The 23,157-nt window shown below is 75.3% G+C and carries 18 protein-coding genes and 1 pseudogene; 5 read left to right on the top strand and 14 right to left on the bottom strand.

Annotated features, from left to right (window positions below):
• The coding region (locus tag ABD823_RS13405; protein WP_344859310.1) for a glycosyltransferase family 2 protein at nucleotides 1-1,148 on the top strand (1,148 nt) is incomplete at its 5' end.
• A 46-nt stretch (nucleotides 1,149-1,194) separates the two neighbouring features.
• Here ABD823_RS13405 and ABD823_RS13400 read toward each other — a convergent pair.
• Nucleotides 1,195-1,695, bottom strand: a pseudogene (locus ABD823_RS13400) (glycerol-3-phosphate acyltransferase); the annotation flags it as partial.
• On the opposite strand from ABD823_RS13400, the gene ABD823_RS13395 reads away from it, so the two are divergent.
• Entirely contained in the window at nucleotides 1,670-2,437 is a 768-nt protein-coding gene (locus ABD823_RS13395) for a spheroidene monooxygenase (RefSeq protein WP_344859308.1), read from the top strand. The pseudogene ABD823_RS13400 and the gene ABD823_RS13395 overlap by 26 nt on opposite strands.
• Before the next feature lie 17 nt (nucleotides 2,438-2,454).
• Here the strand turns inward: ABD823_RS13395 and ABD823_RS13390 are convergent, their stop codons facing one another.
• From ABD823_RS13390 to ABD823_RS13365, 6 genes are all read right to left on the bottom strand, one after another.
• Complete coding sequence (locus tag ABD823_RS13390) at nucleotides 2,455-3,456, bottom strand: phosphate acyltransferase (RefSeq protein WP_344859307.1); 1,002 nt, start codon at nucleotides 3,454-3,456, stop codon at nucleotides 2,455-2,457.
• Between the two features lie 68 nt (nucleotides 3,457-3,524).
• Nucleotides 3,525-4,460, bottom strand: a complete 936-nt coding sequence (locus ABD823_RS13385) for a phytoene/squalene synthase family protein (RefSeq protein ID WP_344859305.1) — start codon at nucleotides 4,458-4,460, stop codon at nucleotides 3,525-3,527.
• A complete protein-coding gene (crtI, locus tag ABD823_RS13380; protein ID WP_344859304.1) occupies nucleotides 4,457-5,923 on the bottom strand; it encodes a phytoene desaturase family protein in 1,467 nt (488 codons plus the stop codon). Before crtI ends, ABD823_RS13385 begins: the two co-directional genes overlap by 4 nt.
• Nucleotides 5,924-6,126: 203 nt before the next feature.
• Nucleotides 6,127-7,131: a YihY/virulence factor BrkB family protein gene (locus ABD823_RS13375; protein WP_344859302.1), complete on the bottom strand. Its 1,005-nt coding sequence runs from the start codon at nucleotides 7,129-7,131 to the stop codon at nucleotides 6,127-6,129.
• Nucleotides 7,132-8,088 (bottom strand): DUF3618 domain-containing protein, encoded by a 957-nt coding sequence (locus ABD823_RS13370; protein ID WP_344859300.1) that lies wholly within the window; start codon nucleotides 8,086-8,088, stop codon nucleotides 7,132-7,134.
• Complete coding sequence (locus ABD823_RS13365; protein WP_344859298.1) at nucleotides 8,085-8,486, bottom strand: phage holin family protein; 402 nt, start codon at nucleotides 8,484-8,486, stop codon at nucleotides 8,085-8,087. The genes ABD823_RS13370 and ABD823_RS13365 overlap by 4 nt, the downstream gene beginning before the upstream one ends.
• Nucleotides 8,487-9,166: 680 nt before the next feature.
• On the opposite strand from ABD823_RS13365, the gene ABD823_RS13360 reads away from it, so the two are divergent.
• The gene (locus tag ABD823_RS13360; RefSeq protein ID WP_344859318.1) at nucleotides 9,167-10,429 is read left to right on the top strand and encodes a sensor histidine kinase; all 1,263 of its coding nucleotides are present in this window, start codon (nucleotides 9,167-9,169) and stop codon (nucleotides 10,427-10,429) included.
• A complete protein-coding gene (locus ABD823_RS13355) occupies nucleotides 10,426-11,091 on the top strand; it encodes a response regulator (protein ID WP_344859296.1) in 666 nt (221 codons plus the stop codon). The genes ABD823_RS13360 and ABD823_RS13355 overlap by 4 nt, the downstream gene beginning before the upstream one ends.
• 27 nt (nucleotides 11,092-11,118) lie before the next feature.
• Here ABD823_RS13355 and ABD823_RS13350 read toward each other — a convergent pair whose 3' ends face one another.
• Entirely contained in the window at nucleotides 11,119-13,065 is a 1,947-nt protein-coding gene (locus ABD823_RS13350) for an ABC1 kinase family protein (protein ID WP_344859316.1), read from the bottom strand.
• 206 nt (nucleotides 13,066-13,271) lie between these two features.
• On the opposite strand from ABD823_RS13350, the gene mads6 reads away from it, so the two are divergent.
• Nucleotides 13,272-14,741 carry a methylation-associated defense system protein kinase MAD6 gene (gene mads6 / locus ABD823_RS13345; protein ID WP_344859294.1) on the top strand — a complete coding sequence of 490 codons (1,470 nt, stop codon included), beginning with the start codon at nucleotides 13,272-13,274 and terminating at the stop codon, nucleotides 14,739-14,741.
• 79 nt (nucleotides 14,742-14,820) lie between these two features.
• Here mads6 and ABD823_RS13340 read toward each other — a convergent pair whose 3' ends face one another.
• The 6 genes from ABD823_RS13340 to ABD823_RS13315 form a co-directional block, all read right to left on the bottom strand.
• Complete coding sequence (locus ABD823_RS13340) at nucleotides 14,821-16,863, bottom strand: bifunctional aldolase/short-chain dehydrogenase (RefSeq protein ID WP_344859292.1); 2,043 nt, start codon at nucleotides 16,861-16,863, stop codon at nucleotides 14,821-14,823.
• An 85-nt stretch (nucleotides 16,864-16,948) separates the two neighbouring features.
• Nucleotides 16,949-18,103, bottom strand: a complete 1,155-nt coding sequence (gene rhaI / locus ABD823_RS13335) for an L-rhamnose isomerase (protein ID WP_344859290.1) — start codon at nucleotides 18,101-18,103, stop codon at nucleotides 16,949-16,951.
• A 12-nt stretch (nucleotides 18,104-18,115) separates the two neighbouring features.
• Nucleotides 18,116-18,433 carry an L-rhamnose mutarotase gene (locus tag ABD823_RS13330; RefSeq protein ID WP_344859288.1) on the bottom strand — a complete coding sequence of 106 codons (318 nt, stop codon included), beginning with the start codon at nucleotides 18,431-18,433 and terminating at the stop codon, nucleotides 18,116-18,118.
• 139 nt (nucleotides 18,434-18,572) lie between these two features.
• Complete coding sequence (locus ABD823_RS13325; protein ID WP_344859286.1) at nucleotides 18,573-21,242, bottom strand: exo-rhamnogalacturonan lyase family protein; 2,670 nt, start codon at nucleotides 21,240-21,242, stop codon at nucleotides 18,573-18,575.
• A complete protein-coding gene (locus ABD823_RS13320; protein WP_344859285.1) occupies nucleotides 21,239-22,114 on the bottom strand; it encodes a carbohydrate ABC transporter permease in 876 nt (291 codons plus the stop codon). Before ABD823_RS13320 ends, ABD823_RS13325 begins: the two co-directional genes overlap by 4 nt.
• A gap of 12 nt (nucleotides 22,115-22,126) precedes the next feature.
• A complete protein-coding gene (locus ABD823_RS13315) occupies nucleotides 22,127-23,098 on the bottom strand; it encodes an ABC transporter permease (RefSeq protein ID WP_344859282.1) in 972 nt (323 codons plus the stop codon).
• Between the last annotated feature and the right edge of the window lie 59 nt (nucleotides 23,099-23,157).

Genomic DNA, 23,157 nt, shown 5'->3' with positions numbered 1-23,157 from the left:
TGGCCCGCGGCCGGACCCGGCTGCCGCCGCTCGCCCCGGTCCACGGCCGCACCGCGCGGATCTCGGTGGTGGTCCCGGCCAGGGACGAGGAGGACCGCATCGGCCCGTGCCTGTCGGCGGCGCTCGCCGACCCGGACGTGACCGAGGTCGTCGTGGTCGACGACGGCTCCTCGGACGGCACGGCGCGGCTGGCCGCCGCCCTCGGCGCGCGGGTCCGCCCCGCCCCGCCCCTGCCGACCGGCTGGGTGGGCAAGCAGTGGGCGCTCCGGCACGGGGTCGAGGCGGCCCGCGGCGACGTCGTGGTCGCCCTCGACGCCGACGCACGCCCGGCGCCCGGCCTCTTCGGGGCGCTCGCCGCGGCCCTGGACGCCTACGACCTGGTCACCGCCGGGCCCCGGTTCGTCTGCGGCGGGGCCGCCGAGCAGGCGCTGCACGCCGCGTTCCTGGCGACGCTGGTCTACCGGTTCGGCCCCGTCGGCCCGCGCGTGCCGCCGCCCCCGCACCGGGTGCTGGCCAACGGCCAGTGCATGGCCTTCCGCCGTACGGCGATGCTGGCCGCGGACGGGTTCACCCGGGTCCGCGGGCACATGACCGACGACGTGGCGCTCGCCCGGGCCCTGGCCGCCGACGGCTGGGCGGTGGGGTTCCTGGACGCGGGCGGGCTGCTGGAGGTCGACATGCACGAGTCCGCGGCCGGGGTGTGGCGGGAGTGGGGCCGGTCGCTGCCGCTGGCCGACGTCACCTCCCCCGCCCGGCAGGCGGCCGACCTGGCGGTGGTCTGGCTCGCCGCGGCCCTGCCCGTGCTCCGGCTGCTCGCGGGCCGCCCCACCCGGCTCGACCTCGGGCTGCTGGCGGTGCGGCTGCTGCTGGCCGGGGCGCTGCGCGGCAGCTACCGGCGTCCGGGCCCGGGCGTGCTGCTGGCACCGCTGCTGGACCCGGCGGCGGCGCTGCGGCTGACGGCCGCGACGCTCCGCCCGGTGCGCCGCTGGCGGGGCCGCACCTACCCGGCGGTCAGGACGGGCACCGGTCCGGCGGATCCCGCTCCGCGGGGCCCTGATCCGGGCCCTGATCCGGCCCCGGGCGCTCCCGTTCGGGCGCCGGGCGGCCGCGTCCGGCCCGGGCGGCCTGACCGAAGCGCAGCCCGATGAGGCACATCAGCGCCCCGGTCCCGGCCACGTACCCGGCCGGCATGAACAGCAGCTGCAGGACGGGCAGGCCGAACACCCCGGCCCGCGCCCCGGCCGCGAAGGAGCGGCACGCCAGGGCGAACGCCGCCGTGGCCGCCGCGGCGAGCAGGAACGCGGGCGGGCAGATGACGGCGGCGCCGCCGACGAAGGTCAGGACCGACCGGCCGCCCCGGAAACCGGCGAACACCGGCCAGGCGTGCCCGGCCATCGCCGCGGCCGTCGCGGCGTACACCGGGACGGCGCCGGCGCCGGTGACCGTCCCGAGTCCGTCGGTGTGCGCGCCGGCCGCCACCGACGCGAGCAGCGCCGCGCACGTCCCCTTGAGCGTGTCACCGGCGAAGACGGGCACGGCCGCCCGCGGGCCGACGCGCTCCTTGACGTTCCAGAAGCCGGGGTTGCGGTCGCCGACGCGCCGGGGGTCGAACCCGTGCGCCCGGGCGACGAGCACCGCGACCGGCACGGATCCGAGAAGGTAGCCGCCGATGACGGCGACGAGCACGGGCACCATCGCTTCGTTCCACCTCATCCGGTACGCGGATCCGGGGGCCATGCGGTACACGGCCTTCGACCGGCCGGTGCTGGCGCGCACCCCCGGGCTGGTGTTCCGGCGGCTGCTGGGCTCCGGCCGGGGCGCCTCCATGAGCCTCGGCGCGGACCTGCGCCGCTGGGCGCTGCTGGCGGTCTGGCGCTCCGAGCGGGACCTGGACGCCTTCCTGGCCCGCTCCCCGGTGGCGGCGCGCTGGCGGCACCAGGCCCTGGAGCGGTGGCAGGTGCGGCTGGCGCCGCTGGCCTCGCGCGGGAGCTGGGGCGGGATCGACCCGTTCGGCCCGCTCGGCGCGGGCCGGTCCGGAGACGCGGACGGCGGGCCGGTCGCGGTGCTGACGCGGGCGTCGATCCGGCCGTCGCGGCTGGTCGCGTTCTACCGCTCGGTCCCGGCCGTGGACGCCCTGCTGCGGGAGCAGGACGGCTGCCTGGCCTCGGTCGGCGTCGGGGAGTGGCCGCTGGCCCGGCAGGCCACGTTCTCGCTCTGGCGCGACGCGGCCGCCGTGCGGGACTTCGCCTACCGGGACGGGGCGCACCGGCGGGTGATCGGGCGGACCCGGGACGAGGGCTGGTACTCCGAGGAGCTGTTCGCCCGGTTCGCCCCGTACGGCAGCGAAGGGACCTGGGACGGGACGGACCCCCTCGGCCCCCTCGGCCCCCTCGGCCGCGCCGATCCCCTCGGTCCCGCCGCCGGCCCTCCGCCGTAGCCGCGGCTCCGGCCGGCTCACCGTCCCCGGCCCTGCCCGTCCGGGACCGCCGCCTGGTGGGCGGCGGGCCCGGGCGGGCCGGGGACCCGTTCCGGGACGCCGCCCGCGGCCAGGTCGCGGGCCACCGCGCACGCCCGGGCGATCGTCCGGGCGCGGGAGGAGCCGTGCGCGACGACGACGGTGCGGCGCAGCCCGAGCAGCGCGGCCCCGCCGTGGGTCTCCGGGTCGTAGCGGCGCGCCACCTCCCGCAGCGCCTCCGGTCGGGCGTCCTGCGCCCGCGCGGCCATGGCCAGGACGGCCCGGACCGTCCCCTCGACGTTCTTGAGCACGACGTTGCCGGTGAAACCGTCGGTGACGATCACGTCGACGGCGCCGGCCAGCACGTCGTGGCCCTCGATGGGACCGCGGAAGCGCACCGGCAGCCGGCGCAGCAGCTCCTCGGCCCTGCGGGTCAGCCGGCTGCCCTTGCCCGGTTCCGAACCGATCGAGAGCAGTCCCACCGACGGCGTGGCCGCGCCGAGCACGCGCCGGGCGTAGGAGACGCCGAGCAGTGCGAAACCGGCGACCATCTCCGGTGTGGGGTCGCAGGTCACGCCCGCGTCGAGCAGCACGCTCGCGCCCCCGGTGGCCTGGGGCAGCGCCACGGCCAGCGCGGGCCGGAGCACCCCGTCCGCCCGGCCGACGCTCCTGACCGCGCACGAGGCGACCGCGCCGGTGGAGCCGGCCGAGACGAATGCGGCCCCCGCGCCCCGGCGCAGCAGCTCGCACCCGACCGCGATGCTGGTGTCCGGGGCGAGCGCGCCGGTGCCCCTCTCCCCCATGGGGACGACCCCCTCGGCGTGGACCACCTCGATCTCGCCGCAGGCGCCGTGGCGGGCCAGTTCCCGGCGGACCCGCCCGGCCCGGCCGACCAGCACCACCGGCACCCCGTGCTCCCGCAGCGCGGCCACGGCTCCGGCGACGGTCTCGGCGGTCCCGTGGTCCCCGCCCATCGCGTCGACGACGACCGGTCCCGGCATCCTGTCCTCCTGACGGTGCGATCCGACGTGCTCCGGGGGCGCCGCGGCCGGCGGCCCGCCCGGGGCTCTCAGCGCGTCCCGGCGGGCGCCCGGCGCTCCGCCCGGTCCGCCGTGGCCGCCGCGACCAGGTGGCGGGCGAAGACGGCCAGCCTGCGGCGGCGCGGCACGGTGGCCCTGCCCCGCAGGACGTCGTACCCGGCGGCCTCGATCCGCTCGAGGATGCCGCCGTACAGCTCGTAGGCGGCGCGCACGCACGGGCGGGAGGAGGGGGTGAGCATGTCCACGCCCTCCAGGGCCCGCCGGTAGTGCCCGCGCGCCCGCTCCGCCTCGAAGGCCAGCAGCCCGCGCAGGGCCGGGCCCGCGACGGGCCGCCCCAGGTCGGCGACGCGGACGCCGAACCGGTCCAGGTCGGCCAGGGGCAGGTAGACCCGGCCGCGCGCCAGGTCCTCGGCGACGTCGCGCAGGAAGTTGGTGAGCTGGAAGGCCAGCCCGAGCTGGCGGGCCGGTTCGCGGGCCCGTTCCGCCATGCCCGGCAGCGGCTCGAGGACGGGCAGCGTCATCGTGCCGATGACCGCGGCCGACCCCTCCATGTAGCCGAGCAGGTCGTCGTAGGTGGCGTAGCGGGTGACGGTCAGGTCGGCCCGCATCGACGCCAGGAACGCCCGGATGTCGGCGTGGTCGATGCCGAAGCAGCGCACGGTCTGCGCGAACGCGGGCAGCACGGGGTCGCCGCCGGCCTCGCCCGCCAGCGCCGGGGCGAGCCGCTCCGCCAGCCGGTCGAGGGCCGCCGCGCGGTCCCCGGTCACCGCGAAGGAGTCCACGATCTCGTCGGCGTACCGGGCGAAGCCGTACAGGGCGTGCACGTGGGGGCGCTTCCAGGCGGGCAGCAGCAGGGTCGCCAGGTAGTAGGAGCGCCCGTACCGGGCGTTGAGCCGGCGGCAGAACTCGTAGCTGCGGGTCAGCGAGACCGGCGGCGCCCCGGGCGCCCTCGGCGGGGGCCTCACCTGCCGGCCGCCAGGATGCGCTCGGCGGCCAGCCGCCCCGAGATCAGCACCGGGGGCACGCCCACGCCCGGCGCGGTGTACATGCCCGCGAAGTGCAGGCCGGGGACGCGCCGGGCGGCTCCCGCCGGGCGGAACCAGGCGGTCTGGCGGAAGCGGTGGTCCAGGGCGAACGGGGTGCCCGCCGAGTGGCCGAGCCGGGCCCAGCCGGGCGGGTCGAACACGATCCGGGGGGCGCCCGACAGGTCGCCGTAGCCCAGGCCGGCGAGCCTGGCCAGCAGCCGCTCCTCCAGGCGCGGGGTCAGCCCGTCCCACCGGCCGTGCGCCAGGTTGGGGGCGGGCTCCAGCACGGTGAGCGTGGCGTGCCCCGCGGGCGCGGCCTCGCCGTCGGACTCCGGGTAGGTGACCAGCAGGTTCGGGTCGGGCTGGGGGCGGCCGCGGGCCAGGGCGGCGAACGAGGAGTGCCAGTCGGCGCCGAAGTGCAGGGTGTGGTGGGCCTGGCCGGGCAGGCGCCGGTCGAGGCCGAAGTGGAGGACCAGGCAGGACGGCGAGTAGCGGGGGCGGCGCAGCCGCCAGTCGCCCGCGCCGCGCGGGAGCAGCCCGGCGTGGGCGCGCGGCAGGTCGCAGGCGACCACGACGCTGCCCGCGGGCAGGCGTTCCCCGGTGTCCAGCCGGACGCCGCTGACGCCCGAGGCGCCCGTCTCGACTCTGACCGCGCGCACGCCGTACCTGAGGCGGGCCCCCGTCTTCTCCGCCACGGCCGCCATCGCCCGGGGGATGGCGTGCATGCCGCCGCTGCGGGGGAAGTAGACGCCGCCGACCGTGTCCATGTGGGCGATCACCGCGTAGATGCCGAGCGCCTGCCGCGGCGACAGGCCGACGTACAGCGCCTGGAAGGTGTGCGCCTTGACCAGCCGGGGGTCGGTGAGGTGACCGCCCACCAGCCGGTCCAGCCGCCGGAAGCCGCCCAGGGCGGCCAGCCGGGCCATGCGGGCCAGCGCCGCCGGCCCGGCCAGGTTCCGCAGCCGCGTCATGTCCCGGTCGATGAAGGCGCGCCACTCGGCGGCGAACAGCTCGGCGAGCCGGGCCCGGAACCGCCGGTAGCGGGCCGCCTCGGCCGGGCCGCACAGCCGCCGCACCTCCTCCGCCATCGCCTCCTCGCCCGCCACGACGTCCAGGTGGGAGCCGTCGTGGTAGCGGAGCCGGTAGTACGGGTCCAGCCGGCGCAGCGGCAGCCAGTCGTCCATGTCCTCTCCCGCGGCGGCGAAGACTCCGGCCAGGACGTCCGGCATGGTGAGCACCGACGGCCCGGTGTCGAAGCGGTAGTCGCCCAGCCGGGCGCTCCCGCAGCAGCCTCCCGGCGCGTCCCCCGCCTCCACCACGGTGACGTCCCGCCCCGCGGCGGCCAGCCGCATCGCCGCGGCCAGGCCCCCGAGCCCGGCTCCGATCACCACGGTCGGCCCCATACGCCCTCCTCCTTCATCACCGAGGGCGGCGGCCCACGGGACGGTCCCGGTGACTGTCTGCCCTGACCCGGCCCGCTAATCTCCCGGGAACGGCCCAAGAGATCTCCGGTTCCGCCCCGCGGGCCGGGACTCCTCAGGCGGCGCCCCGGCTGCGGGCAGCCGGACGGTGAAGGCCGCGGATCCGCCCGCGCGCCGCGGGACGCTCAGCGCGGGCGGGACGCCCCGCCGCCCCCCGGGCGGTCCGGATCCTCCTCGGCGGGGTCGCGCGGCTCGACGTACGGCTCGGCGGCGGGGGGGTGGCCCGCGGCGATCTGCCGGCCGCGCACCAGCTCGGCGTCGAACTCGGCGCCCAGCAGGATCGCCATGTTGGACAGCCAGAGCCAGACGAGGAAGACCACGACGGTGCCGAGCGCACCGTAAGTCTTGTTGTAGGACGCGAAGTTCGCCACGTAGACCGCGAATCCGGCCGAGACGGCGATCCACAGCAGCACCGCCAGCACTCCTCCCGGGCTGATCCACGGGAATCCCGGCTGGCGGACGTTGGGGGCGGCCCAGTACAGCAGCATCACCAGGCACGAGACGATCAGCACGAGGACGGGCCACTTGGCGACGTTCCAGATCGTGACCGCGGTGTCCCCGACCCCCAGCGCGTCGCCCGCGATCCGGGCGAGCCGCCCGGTGAAGGTGACGATCACCGCACTCGCGGCCAGCAGGACGACCAGGATCAGCGTGAGGCCGACCCGCAGGGGGGTCAGCTTCCAGAACGGCCGCCCCTCCTCGATGTCGTAGATGGCGTTGCCGGCCCGGACGAACGCCCCGACGTACCCGGAGGCCGACCAGAGCGCGACCAGCAGACCGAAGATCGCGACCAGACCCGTCCCCTGGGTGCTGCGCAGGTTCCGCACCTGCTGCTCGACCAGCTCGGTGGCGTCGGCCGGGGCGACCGCCGACACCTGGGCCAGGAGGGTGGAGATCACGTCCTGGCCGACGAGGCCGAACAGCGAGACCAGGACGATGAGCGCGGGGAAGATCGAGAGCACCCCGTAGTAGGTGAGCGCGGCGGCCCAGTCCATCAGATTGTCGTCGCGGAACTCGCCGACCGTGCGCTTGAGCACGCCCCACCACGCTCCCGAGGGGAGCTGGGCGGGCGTCTCGGGGGCGGCCGGGCCCGCCTCCCCGCGGGCCCGGGCCGCATGCGGTGTGCTCATCTACCGGCTCTTCCGCAGCCGCGCGAGCCCCGCTCCGACCGGCTCCTTCCTGCCGAACCGCAGGATGCCGATCCCGGCGGGCTTGTTCCGCTGGAACCGCAGGATCCCGATGTCGAGCGGAGTGCGCTTGCGGGAGCGCAGGAATCCGGCGCCGAACGGCCGGCTCTGCCGGAACCTCAGCATCCCGATCCCGGAGGGGTTGTTCTTCCGCAGCCGCGGCAGGCCCGATCCGGTGGGGCTGCTCTTCATCAGCCGCGGCATCCTCATCCCGGACGATCCGGTGAGCCCCGGCATGCGCCTGGCGGGCGATCTCGTGAGCACCGTCGTGCGCGTCGCGGACGATCCGCTCTTCCGGCTCCGCAGGACGCGGATCACGACCAGGGCGACGGTGCCCAGTACGGCCAGGGTCGCCGCGGGCCGCCGGCCGGCCTCGGCCGAGACCTTCCCCGCCGCGTTCCTCACCTCGGCGGGTGTGGCGTGCCTGGCCTTGTCCAGCATCTCGGGCGCCGCCTCCTTGACCCGGTCCACCAGACCGGTGGCGGTGCCGGCCGTGGCCGCGCCCATGCGCTTGAGGTCGTCGCCCATGTGGGCGGCCTTCTCCTGTACCCGGCCCTTCACGTCGGTCTTGTGCATCAGCGCCTCCACGCTGTCTCCGAGTTCGCGGCGGGTCTCCTCGATCTCCCGCCGTACGGCCTCCTCCTGACTTCCCGGTCCCCGCGCGGCTCCCGCGCCGATCCCGGCCGTCCCGCCGCCCTCCCAGGGCGGGGTCCCGAAGTCACCGGCGGACGTCCCGTCCGGCCGGGGACCCGCGCCGGGCCGCAGGGCCGGCTCGTTCGGCGGGATGTTCAGCGATCCGCGCTCGTCCGAGGGGATGGGGGCGCCGATCTCCTGTCTGCGGGCACCGGTCACCCCCGCCTCCGCCGTGTCCCTGCCGGGACCCGGGTCGGTCTCGCTCATCGGTGTGCCCTCTCCTTCACGGCGTCGATGTCGTCCTTGACGCTGCGGATGGTCCTTTCGGGGGTCGGCGAGCCCATCGCGGACACCTGGCGCTTGCCCCGGACTCCGAGGAGCGCGGCCGCGACCAGCAGCACCGCGCCGACGACCGCCGCGGCGGCCCAGGCGGGCATCACGTACGCGAGCAGCAGGACGACCGCGGCGACCAGAGCGCCGCCGCCGTACAGGGCGACGACCCCCGCGCCACCGAACAGGCCCGCTCCTCGCCCCGCGTACTTGCCCTTCTCCGCGAGCTCGATCTTGGCCAGGCGGATCTCGTCCCTGACCAGGCGGGAGACCTCCTCGGAGACCTGCCGGATCAGCTCGCCGGTGGACAGTGCTTCTTTCGTAGCGTTCGCCATGAAGCGCCTCCTCCCTACAGAGGTAGGCGCTACCCTCTCCACCCACGGCAAACATGGGCGACCGGCCCCGGCGCGTCCCCGGCCGGGCCGCGGCGGCGCGCGGAGCGGCGCGGGAACGGAGTGCGGGGCGGCGCGCGGGGGACGGGACACGGGGGCGGACCGGGCCGGGCGGCCGGCGCCGGGGACGCGCGGGGACACGGCAGGACGCGCGGGAGCACGGGGCCGCGGGGACACGGCGGAGCGGTGGGACCGGCCTGTGGCCGGGGCCAGGTCTCCCCTCCTGCCCCGGCCACCGCCTCGGACGGGGTCATGCCCCGCGCTCCGCCGTCACGCGGTCTCGGAGGCCGCCCCCGTCTGCGGACCTCCGGGCGGCGCGGGACGCGGGGCCCTGAGCCTCCGCCGCCCGGAGAGCACGTGGCCTCGCCGCCGCCCCGCCGCGGCGCGGGCCGCCGGGCCCCGCCGCGTCCCCTGAGGGCTCGCGGGATCCGCCCGGCGACGAGCGATGACGGGAGACCACGCTAGATCGGCGGGCCTCCGCGCGGCGTCCTCCGGAAGGAGGATCCGGCCGTTACCCGGGCGGTACGGGCGGCTCCGCCGTACACCGTCCGCGGTATGCCCGATCGGCCCGGCACCCGATGGGGCGGCGCTCCCGGGCTGGCTAGCATGCGCGGGTGCGGGTGATGGCGTGGGCGGGCCGGATCGGCCGGATCGACCCCCTCCTGGTGGACGCGGCGTCCGCCGCGGGGCTCACCGCCATCACGCTCCTGTGGAGCGCGGCGGACCACAGCGGCCCGTGGCGGCGGCCGGACGCCGTGGCGGTCCTGCTGACCTGCCTGATCAACCTGCCGATCGCCCTGCGCAGGCGCGCCCCCGTCGCCGTGCTCGGCGGCTGCTCGGCCGCCGCCGTCTGCCACCACCTGCTGGGCTACCAGCCCACGGTGAACAACGTCGCGGTGCTGCTCGCCGTCTACACCGTCGCCGTCCACCGGCCGCTGCGGACCGCGCTCGCCGCCGCGGCGGCGGGGACCGCGGTGTGGTGGACGGCCTCGGCGGCGGCCGCCGGCGGGCTGGTCGTGCTGAACGGGGTCCAGAGCCTGGCTCTCGTCGGGGTCGCCGCCGCGTTCGGTTCCGGCGTCCGCCGGCTCGCCGAGCGCAACCGCCGCCTGGCCGAGCTGACCGAGCGGCTCCGGCACGAGCAGGAGGACCGGGCCCGGCGGGCGGTCACCGAGGAGCGCATCCGCCTCGCCGGAGAGCTGCACGACATCGTCGCCCACCACATGTCGGTGATCTCGGTGCAGGCGGGGCTGGCCCGCTACGTGTTCACCGCCGACCCCGGCACCGCCCGGGCCGCGCTGGACACGGTGGCCGCCACCAGCCATGAGGCGCTGGAGGAGATGCGGCGGCTGCTGGCGGTGCTCCGCCTGGACGGGGAGCCCGGCCGTGACGGCGTCTACGACCCCACCCCCGGCCTGTCCCAGCTCGACCGGCTCGTCGAGCGCGTCCGGGCCGCCGGCCTCACCGTGGACGTGCGGGTGACCGGCGGCGTCCGGCCGCTCACCCCGGGCGTGGAGCTGTGCGTCTACCGGGTGGTCCAGGAGGGCCTCACCAACGTGCTCAAGCACGCCTTCCCCGCGCGGGTGCGGGTCCGGCTGCACTACGGCGGGGAACAGCTGCGCGTCGCGGTGGCCGACGACGGCGCGCCCGCGCGGGCGACGGGCGGGTCCGGGGAGCACGGCGGGACCGGCGGATCCCGGGAGCACGGCGGGACCGGCGGGCCGGGGAGGGGCGGCCACGGTTTGATCGCGATGCGCGAACGGGTCAGGCTCTACCGGGGGACGGTGGCCGCCGGACCGCGCCCGCAGGGCGGCTTCGAGGTCGCGGTCGCGCTGCCGCTCCCGCCCGCGGCGGCGGGCCCGTCGAGCGGTGAGCGAGGGGACGAATGATCAAAGTGGTGGTCGTCGACGACCAGATCCTGGTGCGCGCCGGGTTCTCCGCGCTGATCCGGGCGACCCCGGATCTGGAGGTGGCCGGCGAGGCCTCCGGCGGCCGGGAGGCGGTCGCGCTGGCCGCCGCCGTACGGCCCGACGTGATCCTGATGGACGTGCGGATGCCCGACCTGAACGGCATCGCGGCGACCGAGCGCATCCTCGCCGCCGGGCACGCGCCGCCGAAGGTGCTGATCCTGACCACCTTCGACCTGGACGAGTACGTCTACGACGCGCTGCGGGCCGGGGCCTCGGGGTTCCTGCTCAAGGACACCCCGCCGGAGCGGCTGATCGCCGCGATCCGCACGATCGCCGCCGGCGACATGCTGTTCGCGCCCACCGTGACCCGCCGCCTCGTGGAGGCCTACACCCGGGGGCGCGACTCCGCCCTCGCCCCGCAGGCCGGTCTGGAGGCGCTCACCTCCCGCGAGGTCGAGGTGCTGCGCCTGGTCGGCCGCGCGCTGTCCAACGCCCAGATCGCCGGCGAGCTGTGCGTGAGCGAGGCGACGGTCAAGACCCACCTCAACCGGGCGATGTCCAAGCTCGGCCTGTCCAGCCGGGCACAGGCCGTCGCCCTCGCCTACGAGACCGGGCTGGTCGCCCCCCGGCGCCGGTCGTGACCCCGCCGCACCCGCCCGTCCGCGGGGTCAGCGGCCGGAGCTGAAGATGACCACCAGCACGCGCAGGCCCAGGATCGAGCTGACCACCAGCAGGCTGTAGCCGATGAGGTCGAGCAGGCCGAGGTCCGGCGTGACGGCGGGGCCGCCGTCGGTGCCGAGCAGGAGCACGGCCATGATCCCCGTGGTGGCGGCCAGGACGGTGAGCAGCGCCTGGTGCAGCAGGCCGGTCAGGTGCCGCCGGTCGCGCTCGTCGGCCAGCAGCCGCACGTTGACGCCGAACCGGCCGTGCTCGGCGGCGCCGGCGATCCGCTCGATCCTGCGGGGCAGGCGGCGCAGCATGGGCAGCAGGGCGAGGGCCTCACGGGTGGCCGCCTCCCGGATGCCCGCCACCTCGCCCCGTTCGGCGAGGTGGCGGGCGGAGAAGGCGCGGGCCTCGGCGACGACGTCGAATCCGGGCGCGAGCCGGGCCAGGGTGCCCTCGGCGGTCCCCAGCGCCCGGAACACCGCCGCCACCTCGGGCGGGACGGACAGGCCGTGCGCGGCGACGATCCGGAACAGGTGGCCGAACATCTGCGCGTCGGGGGTCGCGCCGGGGGCGAGGTGGCGGGCCATGAACCGGCCGAGCGCGCGCTCCAGCTCGCGTTCGTCGATCTCGTCGGGGCGCGCCACGACCTCCAGCAGGGCGTCGGCGACCCCGAGCGGGTCGCCCCGGTCCATCGCGGCCAGCAGGCGCTGCAGGGCCTCCCGCAGCGCCCCGTCGAGGCGTCCCACGGAGCCGAAGTCCAGCAGGGCCGGACGCCCGTCGGACAGCAGCATGATGTTGCCCGGGTGCGGGTCGGCGTGGAAGACGCCGTGCACCACGATCTGGCGGAGCAGCGTCTCGAACAGGGTCCTGGCGAGCTCCTGCCGGTCCACCCCGTCCGGTACGGCGCCGCCGAGCGGCACGCCGTCCAGCCGCTCCATCACGAGCACCCGGCGGCCGGACAGCTCCGGGCGGGGCGCGGGGATGCGGACCGGCCCGCCGGCGGAGGCGGCGGCCACGGCCGCCATGTTCGCGGCCTCCACCCGGAAGTCGAGTTCCTCGCGGAGCGCCTCGGCGAACCCCCGGGACAGGTCGCCCACGCCGACCGCGCGGCCCCAGCGGGTCCGCCGCTCCAGGGACCGGGCGAGGCGGGCCACGATGTCGAGGTCCTGCTCCACCACGGCGGCGATGCCGGGCCGCCGGACCTTGACCACGACCTCCTCGCCGGTCGCCAGCCTGGCCCGGTGGACCTGCGCGATCGAGGCCGCGGCCAGGGGCTCGCGCGCGAACTCCGCGAACGTCTCCGCCACCGGCCCGCCGGTCTCGGCGACGAGCACCGGTTCGATCTCCGCCCAGGGGGCGGCCGCCACCCGGTCCTGGAGCAGCCGCAGCTCCTCGACGAACTCCGGGGGCAGCAGGTCCCCGCGGGTGGACAGGATCTGGCCGAGCTTGACGAAGGTGACGCCGGCGTCGTCGAGGGCCTCGCGGAGCGAGCGCGCCAGGCGGGCCCGGCTGCCGGGGGCGCCCAGGTCGGGGTCGCGGCCGCGCAGGTAGGGGCCGAGGCCGTGCCGGACCAGGATGCGGGTGATCGCCAGGTAGCGCCGCGAGCGGGCCAGGCGGCCGCGCAGCCCCCGCACGAGCTCCAGCGGCCCGGGGAGCGAGCCCGGCGGCACCAGCGCCTCGGCGACCACCAGGAACACCATCCCGGCCAGCAGCGCGCAGACCGTCCCGAGGAGGAGGATCCAGAGCGGGCCGAGGCCCGGGTCCTCCGGGTCCACGCCGGCGATCATCGACTGCATCAGCGGCCCGCCCGCGGCGAGCACGAGCATCCCGGCCAGGAGCGTGCGGACCACGCCGAAGCGGAGGTCCAGCAGCCGCCGCACGACCACCGCGATCCCCGCCAGGACCGCGACCAGGGAGAGCACGGCTATCGCCGTCACCAGGAAGTCCATCACGCGTCCCATCCGAGGCCGACAGCGATCGCGGACAGACTAGATCATTCACCCGGGTAACGTGATGGAACGCACTCCGGCCGGGCCGCGGCCCGGCGTTCCCGCACGGTCCGGCCGGTCCGGACAGGTGGCGCGGGTGCGGGCACTCACGTGAGGATGGGAACCTGGGTCCGTCCGGGACACGCGAGAGAGGTGACACGCGCGACATGGCACAGATCGTCGGTGGCGGACGCCCGGTCAACGACGCCGAGCGGCGGGTCATCGCGCACCTGCGGGACAACGCCCCCGATGACTGGCTGCTGCTGCACAACATCGAGGTGCCGCGCGGCGACGACTCCTTCGAGGTCGACCTGCTCGTGCTGACCGGCCACTCGCTCTGCGCCATCGACGTCAAGGGCACCCGGGGCCGGATCGAGGTGGCCGGGACACGGTGGTTCCCCGAGCGGCGCGGCGCGTTCGGCTCCCCGGTGAGCAAGCTGCGCGGCAACGGACGGGCGCTCAAGGGCCTGCTGATGCGGGAGCGCCGGGAGCTGGAGCGGGTGTACGTCGACAGCGTCGTCGTGCTGACCGGGGCCGGGGCCGAGCTGGTCGACCCGGCCGGCCGCGACTCCCGCAACGTCACCGACCTGGCCGGGCTGGTCGCGGTGCTGAGCGACGCCTCCCGGGTGCGGCGGGGATACAGCACCGACACCCGGCCGTACCGCACGGCGATCATCGAGGCGCTCAACGGCAGCGTGCGGCGCTCCACGGCGCCCCCCAGGTTCGGCAACTGGGAGGTGGAGGAGGAGCTCGGCGGCGACGCCCGGGTCACCGAGTACCGCGCGGTCAACGCGACGGTGCGCGGCGGCGAGACGGTCCTGCTGCGCGTCTACCGCGCCGACCCGCTGGCCGAGGAGGGGCCGCGGGAGGCCGAGCGGCATCTGATCACCAACGCCTACCAGGCGCTGACCAGGATCCCGCCGCACCCGTGCGTCGTCCGCTCCCGCGACTTCTTCGCCGTCGACGACGAGAGCCGGTTCGTGCTGGTCCTCGACGACGTGCACGGCCAGGCGCTGCACCTGCGCCTGGGCGCCTCCGGGCGGCACGCGCTCCCGGCCGGCGCGCGGCTGGACGTGGTGGAGGACATGCTGAGCGGGCTGGCCCACGTGCACGCCAACAACGTCGTCCACCGGGCGCTCAGCCCCGCCTGCGTGCTGGTGGCCGAGGGCGGGCGCGCGATGCTGACCGGTTTCGACTACGCCAAGCCCGGACCCCGCGCGCACACCGTGGCCAACGAGCTGCCCAACGTGCTGGACACCCACTACGTGGCGCCCGAGTGCCAGGCCCGGCCGGAGCTGATGACGGCGGCCTCCGACGTCTACGCCGCCGGGGTGATCGCCCACCAGCTGCTGACCGGAGCGCCGCCCGGCGCCGGACCGGACGCCGGGCCCGCGCCGGACGGCGCCGATCCCGCGGTCATGGACCTGCTGCGCCGCATGCGCGACCACACCCCGGCCAAGCGCCCCTCCGCCGCCGAGGCGCTCGCGGAGCTGCGCGCGCTCCGCGTCCGGCGGGACGGGCAGGACGGAGCCGAGCGGGCGCGGCTCCGCGAGCCCGCCGACCCGGTACGGCGGGAGCAGGCCCGGCCGGGCCTGCTCCGGCAGGCGCTGAACCGCCTCTCCCGCGGGCGGGGGTGAACCCGCCGGGTCCCGCCCGGACGCGGGAGGAGCCTCAGCGCAGGGGGTCCCAGCGCAGGGGGTCCCAGCGCAGGGGGCCTCAGCGCAGGAACGCCGCGGCGACGCCGGCGTCGACCGGGACGTGCAGGCCGGTGGTGTGCGACAACTGTCCACCGGTCAGCACGAACACCGCCGCCGCCACGTGCTCGGGCAGCACCTCCCGCTTGAGCAGGGTGCGCCGGGCGTAGAACGCGCCGAGCTCCTCCTCCGGCACGCCGTACACCGCGGCGCGCTGCGCGCCCCACCCGGAGGCGAAGATCCCGGAACCGCGCACCACGCCGTCGGGGTTGACGCCGTTGACGCGGATGCCGTGCTCCCCGAGCTCGGCCGCCAGCAACCGCACCTGGTGGGCCTGGTCGGCCTTGGCCGCGCCGTAGGCGACGTTGTTGGGCCCGGCGAAGACGGCGTTCTTGCTGGAGATGTAGACGATGTCGCCGCCCATGCCCTGCGCGGTCATCACCCGGGCCGTCTCCCGGGAGACCAGGAAGGAGCCTTTGGCCATCACGTCGTGCTGCAGGTCCCAGTCGGCCTCGGTGGTCTCCAGCAGCGGCTTGGAGATCGACAGCCCGGCGTTGTTGACCACCAGGTCCACGCCGCCGAACGCCAGCACCGCCGCGCGCACCGCCGCCGCGACCGCCTCGGCGTCGGTCACGTCGGCCGCGACGGCGATCGCGGCGTCGGCGGCCCGGTGGGCCCCGGCGCCGATCTCGGCGGCGACCTTCTCCGCGGCGGCCGGGTCGCGGTCGGCCACCACCACGCACGCGCCCTCGGCGGCCAGCCGCCGGGCGGTGGCGGCGCCGATGCCGGAGCCGCCGCCGGTGACCAGCGCGATCCGGGCGGCCAGCGGCTTGGGCGCGGGCATGCGGCGGAGCTTGGCCTCCTCCAGCTCCCAGTACTCGATGCGGAACTTCTCCGCCTCGTCGATCGGCGCGTACGACGAGATCGCCTCGGCGCCGCGCATCACGTTGATCGCGTTGACGTAGAACTCGCCCGCCACCCGGGCGGTCTGCTTGTCGCGGCCGAAGGAGAACATGCCGATGCCGGGCACCAGCACGATCGCCGGGTCGGCGCCACGCATCGGCGGGGAGTCGGGGCCGGCGTGCCGGGCGTAGTAGGCGGCGTAGTCGGCGCGGTAGGCGGCGTGCAGCTCCCGCAGGCGGGCGACCACGTCCTCCAGCGGCGCGTCCGGAGGCAGGTCGAGCACCAGGGGGGCGACCTTGGTGCGCAGGAAGTGGTCGGGGCAGGAGGTGCCGAGCGCGGCCAGGCGGGGGTGCTCGGCGCGGGCGAGGAAGTCCAGCACCTCGGGGGTGTCGGTGTAGTGGCCGACCTGGGGGGCGTCGGTCGAGGCCAGGCCGCGCAGGACCGGGAAGAGCGCGGCGGCCCGCGCGTGCCGCCCGGCCTCGGGCAGCGTCTCGAACACGACCTCCCCGAACGGCTCGGGGCGGCCGTGGGCGGCGATGTACGCCTCGGCGGTGCGGATGATCTCCAGCGAGTTGGCCTGGCACTGCTCGCTGGTGGCGCCCCAGGCGGTGATGCCGTGGCCGCCGAGGATGACGCCGATGGCCTGCGGGTTGGCCGCGGCGATGGCGGCGATGTCGAGGCCGAGCTGGAAGCCGGGCCGCCGCCAGGGCACCCACACGACCCGGTCGCCGAAGATCTCCTCGGTCAGGGCGGGGCCGTCGGCGGCGGTGGCGATCGCGATGCCGGCGTCGGGGTGCAGGTGGTCGACGTGGGCGGCGTCCAGCAGGCCGTGCATGGCGGTGTCGATGCTGGGCGCGGCGCCGCCCCGGCCGTGCAGGCAGTGGTCGAACGCGGCGACCATCTCGTCCTCGCGCTCGACTCCCGGGTAGACGCCGGTCAGCGCGCGCAGCCGGTCCAGCCGCAGCACGGCCAGGCCGGACTCGGTCAGGGTGCCGAGGTCGCCGCCGGAGCCCTTGACCCACAGCAGCTCGGTCTCGGCGCCGGTGACGGGGTCGACGGCGGTGCCCTTGGCGGAGGTGTTGCCGCCGGCGTAGTTGGTGGTGCGCGGGTCGGCGCCGAGCTCGTGCGAGCGCCGCAGCAGTTCTTCGACGGGTGAGGTCATGGGGTGTCCTAACGGGTCGGCCGTGGTCTCGGAAAACGGGGCGGACGCCTGGGCTCCGCCGGGCGCCGGGGGCGTCCGGGTCGTCTCAGGCGCCCCAGCCGGCCTGCGTGCCGCCGACCCTCTCGGCGCAGACCTTCTCGAAGTAGCCCGAGCGGGCGTAGGCGGCCATCGGGTCGGGGTCCAGGCCCATCTCCGCGCGCAGCTCGGCCAGGAGCGGCCGCACGTCGGTGCTGTAGGCGTCCATCAGCACCGCGTTGGCCCCCAGCACGTCCCCGGCCGCCTGGGCGGCGGCCAGCGCGTCGCGATCGACCAGCAGCGCCTTGGCGGTGGCCTCCTGGACGTTCATCACCGACCGGATCTGCCCGGCGATCTTCGGTTCGAGGTTGTGGCACTGGTCGAGCATGAACGCCACGTGCGGGCCGTACCCTCCGCCGCGGACCACCTCGAACATGATCCGGAACAGCTGGAACGGGTCGGCCGCGCCGACCATCAGGTCGTCGTCGGCGTAGAAGCGGGAGTTGAAGTCGAAGCCGCCGAGTCTCCCCTGCCGCAGCAGGAACGCCACGATGAACTCGATGTTCGTGCCCGGCGCGTGGTGGCCGGTGTCCACCACGACCTGGGCCTTGGGGCCCAGCTCCAGGCAGTGCGCGTAGGCGGTGCCCCAGTCCGGCACGTCGGTGGTGTAGAACGCCGGCTCGAACAGCTTGTACTCCAGCAGGAACCGCTGGCCGTCGCCGAGGCGGTCGTAGACCTCGCGCAGCGCCTCGGCCAGCCGGTCCTGGCGGGCGCGGATGTCGTCCTGGCCGGGGTAGTTGGTGCCGTCGGAGAACCAGAGCTTGAGCGTGCCGGAGCCGGTGGCGTCCATGATGTCCACGCACTCCAGCAGGTGGTCGGTCGCCTTGCGGCGCACCCGCGGGTCGGGGTTGGTCACCGAGCCCAGCCTGTAGTCGTCGTCCTGGAAGACGTTGGAGTTGATCGCGCCGATCCGCACGCCCAGGTCCGCGGCGTGCCCGGCCAGCGCCGCGTAGTCGTCGACCCTGTCCCACGGGATGTGCAGCGCCACGCTGGGCGCGACGCCGGTGAAGGCGTGCACCTGCGCGGCGTCGGCGAGCTTCTCGAACGGGTCGCGCGGCACCCCGGGCTGGGCGAACACCTTGAAGCGGGTGCCGGAGTTGGCGTAGGCCCAGGAGGGGGTCTCGATGGCCTGCGCCCGCAGCGCGGCCTTGATGTCGGTGGTCATGCCTTTCCCCGATCAGTCCAGGTGGAACACTTCGTCGAGCGGGCTCATGTCCTCGTCCGGGCGCCCGTCGAGGGCTTCGAAGAACGGGGCCATCTCGGCCTGCCAGCGGGCGTTGACACCGGTGGCGGCCATCGCGGCGCGGGCGGCCTCGAAGTCCTCGGTCTCCAGGTAGCCGACCAGCAGCCCGTCCGGGTGCAGGAACAGCGAGTAGTTGCGCCAGCCGGCCTCGCGGAGGGCGTCGAGCATCTCCGGCCAGACCGCCCGGTGCCGCTCGCGGTACTCCTCCAGCCGCTCGGGCCGGACCTTCAGCAGAAAGCAGACGCGCTGCACAGGGGCTCCATCTTCTAAAAAACGTTTTAACAACTTCCAGGAAGGTACGGCGGGCACCCTCCCCTGTCAATGCCACTGAATCAGACAAACCGCATGGATGGATCAGATAATGGCACGTTCCTTCAGTTGCACGTTTTAATCACGTCGCGTCACCGGAGAGGAGACGGAGGGCGCCGGACAGGTGGCCGGGGACGAGCGCCAGGTTCTGGATCGCCGCCAGGCCGTACTGGGCGGCGTCGTTGGTGGAGACGAACGGGGCCTCGGTGACCGGCATGAGCACGGCCGGGCCCCGGACCTCGGTCAGCCGCCAGTCGCGCTCGCGCTGCAGCGGGTTGACGTTGAGCCGGTCCCCCTCGTCCACGAGGAACGCCCGCCAGGCGAGGCGGGCGAGCTCCGCGTCGCCGGTGCGGGCCGCGGCGTAGGCGGCGAGCCTGCTGTGCGCCTGCACCAGGGAGACGCCCTCCAGCACCCGGCCCACCTCGGCCTGCTGCCGCTCGGCGGGGGCGAGGTAGAGCCGGCAGTAGTCCAGCCAGGCCCGCTCGAACCCCTCGACGCCCAGGTCCAGGTCGATCAGCTCGGCGCAGATCTCCGGCAGCCCGAACACCGCCGACAGGTGGGAGACCTCGACGCTCTCGCGGGTGGCGTCGAACCGCCCGGCGGCCAGGTCGAACAGCGCCTGCCCGGTCAGGAAGCCGTACGGCAGGGCCGCGATGTCCGCCATCGTGCCCAGCAGCCGGTCCCGGGCCCGCTCGTCGCCGTGCCGCTCCCAGCGGGTGAGCCAGGCGGCGGCCAGCGCCCCCCAGTCGGCGCCCAGCCCCACCGAGAGCGCACCCGGGTCGGGGGTGTAGGCGTCCCGGCGGACCTTGCGCAACGGGTCGACCGCCAGGAAGGTCTCCTCGGGCGCGGCCAGCTCGTCGAGCAGGTCCCCGGTGCGCTCGTCGGCGGTCAGGTAGTAGAAGAAGCGCCGGTAGGCGGCGTTGGAGATGCGCAGCTGCTTGCAGCTGCACCCCCAGTGCTGCACGTTGTGCCGGGAGCCCAGGCCCTTCCACCGGCCCAGGTGGTAGACGTCCACCTCGCCGGTGTGCCGGGTCATCGCCTCCGCCAGGCGGAACACCTCGGCCCGCCCGGTGCGCAGGTACTGGTACCACAGCCACAGGTCCGGCGAGAGCTCGGAGTTGTCCCAGGCGTAGCCGCCCACGTCGTAGCGCCAGGTGTGCCGGTCGGGGTCGTAGGCGTGCATGACGTCGCCGTAGTCCCAGAAGCCGTACCAGCGGCGCTGCTCCACCTGGTCCCGGTAGAAGCCGAACAGGAAGTCCAGCCGGTCCTCGATCGCCGCGGCGGCCGGGTCGGAGCGGTCGGGCGGCGACCAGACCCCGAACACGCCGGCCGCGCGGATCCGCTCGGGGGCGGCGGTCAGCAGGCCGGGGCTCTCCAGCAGGGCGGCGTGCTCGGCCAGCTCCCCGTTCGGCGGGGTGGCGCCGTGGACCCGCAGGGTCAGCTCGTGGGTGCGGGCGATGCCGTGCGGGTCGCCGAAGCCCGGCTCGTGGTCCTCGTAGGTGATCTCCAGGCCCTCCAGCTGCCCGGCGAAGGTGTCCTGGCCCAGGCCGTCGTGCCAGAAGCGCAGGTCCATCGGCGCCGCGCCGGGCGACCAGAGCCAGACGGTCGCCGTGGCCGCGTCCCCGGCGGCGCCCCGCACGTCGAGCCGGGTGGGGTGCAGCCTCCAGAAGTCGCGCAGGCCGAAGCCCAGGCCGCCGCTCGCGCCCCCGACGTAGCCGTACCCCCGCGACCGGGTGCCTGCCGGGACGGTGACCCAGGCGTGGCCGGGCGCGGTGCGCTTGCGCAGGGTGAAACCGTCGGCGCCGCCCTGCTCCAGGGTGTAGTCGTTCCAGGCCGGGATCAGGTGGAGCCGGTCGGCGACCTCCGGGTTCCCGATCTCCCCGACCGGGCGGCCGGCGACCTGCGCCCGCCGTACGGCCTCGCCCGGGTCCCGGCGCAGACCGGTCAGCCCGCGGACGGCCTCGGTGAGGAAGCCCTCCGCCCCGGCCAGCCGGACGTGCCGGTCGTGCAGGGGGTCGCGCATGACGACGTCCGCGCTCAGGCCCAGCCCGGCGAGGAAGTCGGCGCCGGCGCCGCCGTCCCAGACGAAGGTGTGCACGATCCGCACGTCCGCCGCCCCCGCGTAGAAGTACAGCCGCACCGTGAAGGGCAGCCAGGACCTGCCGCCGGCCAGGACGTGCCGGCCCTCCAGCCGCACGACCGCGCGCACCGGCCCGTCCTGCTCGACGGCGACCCGCGAGACGGTCCCGGCGGACGGCTCGCGGACGCGCGAGCCGTCCTCGTCGGGGGTGTCCTGGCGCAGGCCCACCAGGCGCACCCGGCGCGCGATCTCCGCGCCGCCGTGGGAGACGGAGCCGATCAGCTCCGTCCCCCCGGTCCCGGGCAGGGTCCAGGCGACCGGTCCGGTGGCCACCCGCAGCGCGTCGCCGTCACGGGTGACCGTCACCGGCTCCCGCGGCGCGGCGGGCTCGGCGCCGGGCACCAGCGTGTAGGACCCGGCGGGTACGGCCTGCGGCCCGGCGGCGTGGGCCGACCACTTGACCGAGCCGTCGGGCCAGGTGGCGGTGGTCCAGCTCTGCACGGGGACGGCCGTGCGGTCGGCGGCGGCCAGCGCGAACGGCGTGCCGGGCCGCAGGGCGCCACGCGGCCAGGGGACGCCCCAGGTCACGCCCTGCCGGCACGGCCGCTCCAGCCAGCGCAGCACCGTCGCGCCCCCGGCCGCCGGCGGGGCGGCGGTCTCGCGGGCCGTCATTCCTTCACCGACCCGATCAGCACGCCCTTGGCGAAGTGCTTCTGCAGGAAGGGGTAGAAGAACAGGATCGGGAGCGTCGCGATGACGACGACCGCGAACTTCAGGCCCTCGGCGGGGAAGAAGACCGAGTCGAGCTGGGCGAGCGCGTTCTCGGCGTCGGCGCTGGTGAGCTGGCGGACCAGCACCTGCAGCGTCCACTTGCTGGAGTCGTCGATGTACAGCAGCGGCGAGACGTAGTCGTTCCAGATGCCGACGGCGTAGAAGAGCGAGAACGTCGCGATGACCGGCTTGGAGAGCGGCAGCACGATCTTGAGGAAGACGCCCAGCTCGCTGCAGCCGTCGATGCGCGCCGCCTCCTCCAGGGCCTCCGGCAGGTCCTGGAAGAAGCTCTTGACGATGATCAGGTAGAACGGGTTGATCGCCAGCGGGAGGATCAGCGCCCAGTAGCTGTCGAGCAGCCCGAGGTCGCGCACCACCAGGTAGGTGGGGACCATGCCGCCGCTGAAGACCAGGGTGAACAGCACCAGGTTCAGCACCAGCGCACGGCCCGGCAGGTACCGCTTGGCCAGCGGGTAGGCCATCGTGAGCGTCAGCGCGACCTGGATCACCGTGCCGACCGCCGTCACGCCCACCGTGGTGAGCAGGGCGCGCACGAAGGTGTCGGTGCCGAAGATGTAGGCGTAGGTGTCGGTGACGAACTTCTCCGGCCACAGGAAGAACGGCCGCGAGGCGATCTCCGCCTCGGTGGCGAACGACCCGGCCAGCACGTAGAGCAGCGGCAGGATCGTGACCAGGGCCAGGCCGGTCAGCAGGACGACGTTGAGCGCGTCGAACACGCGGCTGCCGGGCGACTTGTAGTGGTTGACGGACATCGCCGGTGCTCCCTAGAACAGTCCGCGCTGGCCCAGGCGCTTGGCCAGCCAGTTGGAGCCGAAGATCAGCACGGCGCCGGCCAGTCCCTTGAACAGACCGACGGCGGTGGAGTAGCTGAAGGCGCCCTGCGTGATGCCGATGTAGTAGACGTAGCTGTCGAACACGTCGGCGACCGAGCGGTTCAGCGAGTTCGTCATCAGCCAGATCTGCTCGAAGCTGGCGTCGAGCAGGTTCCCCGAGGTGAGGATGGCCATGACCACGATCGTGGGACGGACGGCGGGCAGCGTGATGTGCCAGAACTGCCGCCAGCGCCCCGCGCCGTCCATGCGGGCCGCCTCGTAGAGGTTCTGGTCCACGCCGGCCAGCGCGGCCAGGTAGATGATCGTGCCCCAGCCGGTCGTCTTCCAGAGCGTCTGCATGATGATGATCGGCCGGAACCAGTCCGGCTGCGCCACGTAGTCGACCTTGGGCCCGCCGGTCAGGCCGTGGACGAACTGGGCGACGACGCCGAAGTCCACCGCGAACAGCAGGTAGGTCAGGGACGCGACGATCGTCCAGGACAGGAAGTGCGGGATGTAGACGAGCGACTGGATCGAGCGCTTGAGCACGTTGATCCGGAGCTCGTTCAGCATCAGCGCGACGATGATCGGGGCCGGGAAGACGAAGACCACCGTCAGCAGCGCGAGGAAGAGCGTGTTGAACAGCAGGCGGCCGAAGTCCGGGCCGGTGAACAGGGCCTCGAAGTGCTTGAAGCCCACCCACTCGCTGCCGGAGTAGCCGAGGAAGGGCACGAAGTCCTGGAAGGCGATCGTCAGGCCGTACATCGGCAGGTACTTGAAGACCGCGAAGTAGACCAGGCCCGGGACGAGCATCAGGTACAGCCAGCGGTAGCGCAGCAGCGCGGAGCGGAGCGGTGTCCTCGCGGGTCCGCGTCCGGGCCCGCCGTCCGCCTGCACGGGAGGCGGCGCCAGGTCGGTGGCCACAGCGGCCTCCTTCCGGTGGGGTCGGGGAGCGCGGGGCCCGGCGCGCGCCGGGCCCCGCG

The organism is Planomonospora alba, assembly GCF_039534085.1.
Taxonomy (GTDB): domain Bacteria; phylum Actinomycetota; class Actinomycetes; order Streptosporangiales; family Streptosporangiaceae; genus Planomonospora_B; species Planomonospora_B alba.
This window is presented reverse-complemented; position numbering and strand designations above follow the sequence as displayed.

Bases quoted from the DNA above. Each gene is read 5' to 3' on its own strand.
- ABD823_RS13395 (WP_344859308.1), top strand. From the start codon at position 1,670: ATGACGGCGACGAGCACGGGCACCATCGCTTCGTTCCACCTCATCCGG.
- ABD823_RS13390 (WP_344859307.1), bottom strand. From the start codon at position 3,456: ATGCCGGGACCGGTCGTCGTCGACGCGATGGGCGGGGACCACGGGACC.
- crtI (WP_344859304.1), bottom strand. From the start codon at position 5,923: ATGGGGCCGACCGTGGTGATCGGAGCCGGGCTCGGGGGCCTGGCCGCG.
- ABD823_RS13375 (WP_344859302.1), bottom strand. From the start codon at position 7,131: ATGAGCACACCGCATGCGGCCCGGGCCCGCGGGGAGGCGGGCCCGGCC.
- ABD823_RS13370 (WP_344859300.1), bottom strand. From the start codon at position 8,088: ATGAGCGAGACCGACCCGGGTCCCGGCAGGGACACGGCGGAGGCGGGG.
- ABD823_RS13365 (WP_344859298.1), bottom strand. From the start codon at position 8,486: ATGGCGAACGCTACGAAAGAAGCACTGTCCACCGGCGAGCTGATCCGG.
- ABD823_RS13360 (WP_344859318.1), top strand. From the start codon at position 9,167: ATGGCGTGGGCGGGCCGGATCGGCCGGATCGACCCCCTCCTGGTGGAC.
- ABD823_RS13355 (WP_344859296.1), top strand. From the start codon at position 10,426: ATGATCAAAGTGGTGGTCGTCGACGACCAGATCCTGGTGCGCGCCGGG.
- ABD823_RS13350 (WP_344859316.1), bottom strand. From the start codon at position 13,065: ATGGACTTCCTGGTGACGGCGATAGCCGTGCTCTCCCTGGTCGCGGTC.
- mads6 (WP_344859294.1), top strand. From the start codon at position 13,272: ATGGCACAGATCGTCGGTGGCGGACGCCCGGTCAACGACGCCGAGCGG.
- ABD823_RS13340 (WP_344859292.1), bottom strand. From the start codon at position 16,863: ATGACCTCACCCGTCGAAGAACTGCTGCGGCGCTCGCACGAGCTCGGC.
- rhaI (WP_344859290.1), bottom strand. From the start codon at position 18,103: ATGACCACCGACATCAAGGCCGCGCTGCGGGCGCAGGCCATCGAGACC.
- ABD823_RS13325 (WP_344859286.1), bottom strand. From the start codon at position 21,242: ATGACGGCCCGCGAGACCGCCGCCCCGCCGGCGGCCGGGGGCGCGACG.
- ABD823_RS13320 (WP_344859285.1), bottom strand. From the start codon at position 22,114: ATGTCCGTCAACCACTACAAGTCGCCCGGCAGCCGCGTGTTCGACGCG.